General features: G+C 75.3%; 6 protein-coding genes. 5 read left to right on the top strand and 1 reads right to left on the bottom strand.

Annotated elements, in window-relative coordinates; genetic code table 11:
* The first annotated feature begins 64 nt into the window (after positions 1-64).
* The 3 genes from POF43_RS31835 to POF43_RS31825 are packed head-to-tail and all read left to right on the top strand — an operon-like array spanning position 65 to position 2126.
* Complete coding sequence (locus POF43_RS31835; protein ID WP_271325749.1) at positions 65-709, top strand: hypothetical protein; 645 nt, start codon at positions 65-67, stop codon at positions 707-709.
* Positions 709-1326, top strand: coding sequence for a SigE family RNA polymerase sigma factor (locus POF43_RS31830; protein ID WP_271325748.1), 618 nt, complete (start codon positions 709-711; stop codon positions 1324-1326). Before POF43_RS31835 ends, POF43_RS31830 begins: the two co-directional genes overlap by 1 nt.
* On the top strand, positions 1323-2126 hold the full coding sequence (locus tag POF43_RS31825) for a hypothetical protein (protein WP_271316029.1): 804 nt from the start codon (positions 1323-1325) through the stop codon (positions 2124-2126). The genes POF43_RS31830 and POF43_RS31825 overlap by 4 nt, the downstream gene beginning before the upstream one ends.
* Positions 2127-2531: 405 nt before the next feature.
* Here the strand turns inward: POF43_RS31825 and POF43_RS31820 are convergent, their stop codons facing one another.
* Complete coding sequence (locus POF43_RS31820; RefSeq protein WP_271318289.1) at positions 2532-3440, bottom strand: LysR family transcriptional regulator; 909 nt, start codon at positions 3438-3440, stop codon at positions 2532-2534.
* A 270-nt stretch (positions 3441-3710) separates the two neighbouring features.
* On the opposite strand from POF43_RS31820, the gene POF43_RS31815 reads away from it, so the two are divergent.
* Together POF43_RS31815 and POF43_RS31810 are read left to right on the top strand one after the other, a co-directional pair.
* A complete protein-coding gene (locus POF43_RS31815) occupies positions 3711-4763 on the top strand; it encodes an aminotransferase class I/II-fold pyridoxal phosphate-dependent enzyme (protein WP_271318290.1) in 1053 nt (350 codons plus the stop codon).
* A 323-nt stretch (positions 4764-5086) separates the two neighbouring features.
* Positions 5087-6112: a polyprenyl synthetase family protein gene (locus tag POF43_RS31810; protein ID WP_271318530.1), complete on the top strand. Its 1026-nt coding sequence runs from the start codon at positions 5087-5089 to the stop codon at positions 6110-6112.
* Positions 6113-6146: the final 34 nt, after the last annotated feature.

Below are 6146 nucleotides of genomic sequence, written 5' to 3'. Positions count from 1 at the left end.
GTAGTGGAGGTTGACGGGGGGCACTCCCCCTCAACTTCCGTACGCAGCAAGGAGAAACGTGCCGATGAACCGGCCGAAGAAGATCACCCTCGCCGGCGTCGTGACCGCGGCGCTGGTCGCGGTCACCGCGCCGGCCACGGCGTACGCGTCGAGCAGCGCGCCGGCCGCCCCCGCGGCGCACCACGCCGCCGGTGCCAGAGCCGCAGGCGCCCAGGCCAGCACGCCCGTCACGCAGCTGATCGGGTCCGGGACGATGAACGACGGGGCAAGTTGGAGCGTGTCCCTGGTGTACTACGCGCACGTCCCGGCGGCCTACGTCGCGCAGAACGGGCCGGTGCCCGCCGGCGACAGCCTGCTGTGCCAGCGCGTCGTCATCGCCGGGACGCAGGTCGACGCGCAGGCCGGGGCCTGGGCCGACTGCCAGCCGGTGGACGACTCGGCCGCCCCGCAGAGCGACGAGGGGCTGTGGGGCAACACGGAGAAGGGCACCTCCGGTGACCGCGTCTTCGTCGCCCGGCCGCCGGCCTCCGTCACCCGCGCCGTGATGTCGCTGGCCGACAGCGACCAGCGCACCGCCCAGGTGGTCGGCGTCCCGGGCACCGCCTACCGCGCCTACGCCATCCCGGTCTCCGGGGGCGAGACCATCGCCTCGGTCGACGAGTACGACGCCGCCGGCCAGCTGGTCGACCAGCAGACCGACTGGCGCTGATGAGCACGGCGCCGCGGAGCCGGACGGGGGCGGTCTCCGCGGCGCCGGTACTCTCGCCCCACCCCCACGAACGCCAGGGACTGACCTTCGTGCACACCGGCAACGACCGTGACGACGACGCCGACTTCACGGAGTTCACCACCGCCCGCTGGAGCCAGCTGGTGCGGACGGCGTACATGCTGACCGGTGACTTCCACGAGGCCGAGGACCTCGTGCAGACCACGCTGATCAAGCTGCACGCGCAGTGGCGGCGGGTCCGGCGCGAGACGGCCGACCAGTACGTGCGCCGCGCCCTGGTCAACAACAACCGCAGCCGGCACCGCAAGCGGCGGGTGGTCCACCTGCTGACGCCCTTCCTGCCCGACGTTCCGCAGGCGCCGCCGCCCGCGTACGACGGCGACGCCGCGCTGTTCGACGCCCTGGCCACCCTGCCGCCGCGGCAGCGCGCGGTGGTGGTGCTGCGCTACTGGGAGGACCTGAGCGCGGAGGAGGTGGCCCGCACCCTGGGCTGCACCGTCGGTACGGTCAAGAGCACGGCCTCGCGGGCCCTCGCCAAACTGCGCAGCCACCCGGCGGTCGCGGCGGGCGCCCTCACTACCTCCGGAGACCCCGTATGACCTCCCCGACCGGCGGACCCGGGCGCGATCCGGTGGAGCAGCGGCTGCGCCGGACCATGGAGCACATGGCGGCGCGGCACGAGCCCGCGCCGGTGCCGATGCAGCGGATCCTGCGCGCGAGCCGGGTCCGGCGCACCCGGCGGCGCACCCTGACCGCGGCCGCGGCGGCCTGCCTGCTGGCGGGCCTGGCGGTACCGGTGGCCCGGCTGACGTCCGACGGCGCACGGCGGGTCGACATGCCGCCGGCTGTCACCGCGACACCGTCGCCGCACCCGTCGGCGCACCTGTCGGCGCCGGCCGCGGTCTCCGCGCCGATCGGCTCGGGGACGGTGGCCGGGGTGCCCTGGTCGGTGACGCTGGTGTACTACCCGCGACTGCCCGCCGGTTACGTCCGGCCGGACGGTCTCGGGACAACGGTCTACCGCTCCCTGCTGTGCAAGCGCACGGTCGTCGCCGGAATCCGCGTGGACCGGCAGGGCGGGCAGTGGGCGGACTGCTACCTCCTGACCGGTCCCGACGACCCCGACGACGGGTCGGCCCTGTTCACGGCTTCCACGCCGGGGCAGCACGACACGCGGGTGTTCATCGGCCACCCGGTGGCCGGCACCACCCATGCGGTGGTGACCCTGCACGACGGGCACCGGTCGGCGGCCCGGGTGGTCGACGTCCCCGGCACCGCGCAGCGCGCGTACGCCGTGGCCCTGGCCGCCGGTTCGTCCATCGCGTACACCCAGGAGTACGACGCGTCGGGCCACCTGCTCAAAACGGTTCCGGGCGGACTGCCCGACGGCGGAGGCTGACGAACGGGCGCCGGGCCCCGGACTGCGGGGGCGGGGGGATCGCGGGGGCGGGAGGATCGCGGGGGCGACGGGCCGCCGGACGCAGGGCCGCGGGACGCCGGATCACCCGGCGGCGGGGACGAACTCGGGCGTGGCGGACGGCTGGTGGCCGATCCGTGTTCCGGCGGCGGAGCGACTCCGGCCCCAGCCGACGCAGTTCGTACTCCGCCGGGGTGCGCGACACGCGCTCCGACGGCGGACCGACTCCGGCCCCCGCGGGCCGGGTCATAGTCCGCCGCGTCGATTCGCCTCATCTCTCGCGCTATTCACGGCCCCGACGCACGAGCGGGGCGCCGCGGCGGAGGGGTTTTCGAGCCGGCGGTGGGGCCGGCCCACGGCGTACCGTCGCGCCGGGCGTGCCTGCCGTCAGACGTCCGGAGGGCACTGTTCGGCCGCGGTGCGGACCTCGTCGAGCAGAGCCGCCACCGCGGGCAGCCGCATCGACCGGCGGCGCAGGACCGCGTGCACGCCGCGTGAGGGCCAGCCCAGGAGCGGGCGGGCGACGACGCGGGGGCCGGCCGGCGGTGACAGGCCGGTGCCGTGGGCGAGTGCCACGCCGACGCCGTGCGCGACCAGCCCTTCGGCGGTGGCCGGGTCGTCCGTGGTGGCCGCGATCCGCGGTTCGAAGCCGGCCTGGCGGCAGACGGTCAGGAACGCCACCCGGCCGCGGTCGAGCACCCAGTCCTCACCGGCCAGGTCCGCCAGGTCGAGGATGTGGCGGCCGGCCAGCGCGTGGCCGGCGGGCAGCAGTACGTGCTGGCGGCCGGTCAGCAGCGGCAGCAGCACCAGGTCCTCCGCCGGGCCGGGCCACCGCTCGGCGCCGGGTTCCGGGCCGACCAGCGCCAGGTCCGCGTCGCCGGAGTACAGCGCGTCGTACGCCTCGGCCGCGTCGGCCCGGTCGATGACCACCTCGACGTCCGGCCACAGGTGCCGCAGTCGCGCGACGGCCTGCGGCAGCAGGGAGACGCACGCCCCGACGTCGGCCGCGACCCGCACGGTGGCGCCGGACCGCACGGCGCCGACGCTCAACTCGTTCTCGATGTCGCGCAGTTCGGCCAGCAGTGTCTCGGCGTACTCGGCGAGCCGGGTGCCGGCCGCGGTGAGCCGGATGCCGCGCCCGGCGCGGACCACCAGGGGGAGTCCGACGGCGCGTTCCAGCGACCGCATCCGGTAGCTGACCGCGGGCTGGGTATAGCCGAGCGACCTGGCGGCGGCGGTGTAGGAACCGGTTCTCGCCACGCCCACGAGTACCGCCAACTGCTGGGTATCGAGCACGCCTCACTATAAAAGAGTGGTGTCGACAGCCACCGAAGTCTTATTGGACGGGCCGTCGACAGGCCGTCAGACTGAGATCGCGCCGGCTGCCGCCGACTGGGAACAGCGGCCCGGCGTGCCGGTGGTCCGCACGGATCCCCGGTCCGGCGAATCGTTCGGCACACCGCGTCACGCTCCGGTCGGGGGACACGACGGAGCCGGAACACCGCACCGCGCGCCCTGCCGGTGCTCCCCTCCAGAGAACCCCGAACTTCTGTGGATTGGTGGAAGATGTCCCACACGGATGGCTGGAACCGGATGCAGCCGGCGGTCTCGGCCGGCCTGCCGCTGCATCAGATGGCGTTGAACGAGACGTACCACCCCCCGCTCCCCGGCGTCCTGCGGGCCGTCGCCGACACCGCGTCCCAGGCGCACCTCACGCTCGACGCGATGGGCCAGGGCCTGGAGCGGACGATCGCGGAGCAGGTGGACGTTCCCGTCGCGGACGTGCTGGTGGGGCCCGGGTCGGCCGGGCTGCTCCAGCAGATGATCGCCACGCACACCGGTCCCGGCGCCCGGCTGGTGCACGCCTGGCCGTCGTGGGAGGCGTACCCCATGATGGCGGCGAACGCCGGCTGCGCGACGGTCCGCGTGCCGTTGCTCGACGGCGTCCACGACCTCGACGCCCTCGCGGACGCGGCGGCGGACGGCGGCGGGCTGCTGCTGGTCTGCAACCCCAACACCCCCACCGGTACGGCGGTCGGCGAGCAGGCGCTGCGCCGGATGCTGGACCGGCTGCCGGCCGGCGTGACCGTCCTGATCGACGAGGCCTACCGCGCCTTCTCCGACGACAAGACGGTGGCCGCCGGCATCGACCTGTACCGGGACGACGAACGCGTCTGCGTGGTGCGGACGTTCTCCAAGTCGCACGGGCTGCTGAGCCTGCGCGTCGGATACGTGGTCGGGCACCCGCGGGTGCTCGCGCCGATGCGGGCGTTGCAGATGTTCTTCCGGGTCAGCGCCGTGGCGCAGGCCGCCGCGGTGGCGGCGCTCGCGGAGGACGCGGAGATACGGCGCCGCTGCGCCGAGACGGTCGTCGCGCGCGAGCGGTTGCGGGACGTGCTGCTGGGCCAGGGCTGGGACGTGACGCCCAGTCAGGCGAACTTCCTGTGGCTGCCGCTGACCGAGGGCGTCGAACGCTTCACCCAGTTCTGCGCGGACAACGGCGTGCTGGTGTGCGGCAAGCCCGGTGAGGGCATCCGGGTGACCGTCTCCAGCCCCGAGGCGAACGACGCCTTCGCCGCGCTGGCGGCCGCGTTCAGACAAGGCACCGCCGACCACTGACCCCGCCCGGGTCCGGGTTGCCGAGGACCCGCGGCCGGCGGCCGTCCCGTCGCACCGTCGACTCCCGTTCCCCGCAAGGGACTTGAGGCGCCGCCCGCACAGCGTGCCGCGCCCCGGCGACCGGCTTCCCCGATCCCGTTCCCCTCCTGCCTCCTCGTTCCCCCTGCCCGTTCCCCCTGCCCGTTCCCCCTCCCGCGCACCGCGCCCGCCGTTGCGGCGCCGCGCCGTGCTTCCCGCGGGCCCGCGTACCCGACCCCGTGTCCAGACCCCCGCCCGGGGTTCCTTCGTGATGCCCCGGCACTACTGGAAGTGGTGGACGCACGATGACTTCCCACAGCCCGGCGGCCGTTGCCGCCGCCCATCCCCCGCCGCCGGACACCGGCCGCGCCCGTGACCTGCTGCTGCGCGAACTCGACGGCAGGTGGCCGGCGGACGGCCGGCGCCTGGACCGGATCGCCCGTTACGCGCTGCTGCCGGCCGGCAAGTTCCTGCGCCCGGTGCTGCTGGCCGAGTCGGCGCGGGCGGTCGGCGCGGGAGGGGCGCAGATCGCGCCGGCCGCGCTCGGCGTGGAGTTCCTGCACGTCGGCTCGCTCGTGCACGACGACGTCATCGACGGTGACGAACTGCGGCGCGGCCGCCCCTCGGTGATGGCACGGCACGGGGTCGCGGACGCCGTGGTGGTCGGCGACGCGCTGATGATGAGTATGTTCGCGGCGGTGGCGGAGTGCGCCGAGCGCGGGCTGCCGGCCGGCCGGGTCGTGGAGGCAGTGCGGGTGCTGGCGGCGGCCGGGGTCGACCTGTGCCACGGCCAGCTGATGGAGGCCGAGCTGTGCGGTGACGCCGGCTGCGGCCTGGAGCGCTACCTGGCGGTGAGCGCGCTCAAGACCGGGGCGCTGTTCCGGGCCGCCTGCCTGGCCGGTGCGGTACTGGGCGGCGGCACCCCCGCGCAGCAGCGGGCGCTGCGCCGGTACGGCGAACACCTGGGCAGCGCCTTCCAGATGCGCGACGACCTGCTGCCGTACGTGGGCGACGCCGGGGTCACCGGCAAGTCGGGGCTGAGCGATCTGGCCAACCGGCGTCCGACGTTCCCGCTGGTGGTGGCGCACGACCGGGCGGACCGGGCCGGACGCCGGCTGCTGGAGCGGGTGCTGAGCGGTGCGGTGCCGGCGGCCGAGGCGCTCGGGGCGGTCGCGGCGCTGCTGCGGCGCACCGGCGCGCTGGCGGCGGCGGAGGAGCGGGCGCGGCAGGAGGTCGCGGCGGCGAAGGGGTGTCTGGCGGAGCTGCCGGCCACGTCGAGCCGGACGCTGCTGGAACGGGTCGCGGACTTCTCCGCCGACCGGGCCCGGTGAGCGCCGCGGGCACGGCGGGCCGGATCTGCCGTGC

The sequence above is a fragment of the Streptantibioticus silvisoli genome (assembly GCF_027947535.2).
GTDB lineage: Bacteria > Actinomycetota > Actinomycetes > Streptomycetales > Streptomycetaceae > Streptantibioticus_C > Streptantibioticus_C silvisoli.
The sequence above is the reverse complement of the archived record's forward strand: the minus strand, read 5'-3'. Positions and strand labels throughout refer to the sequence as shown.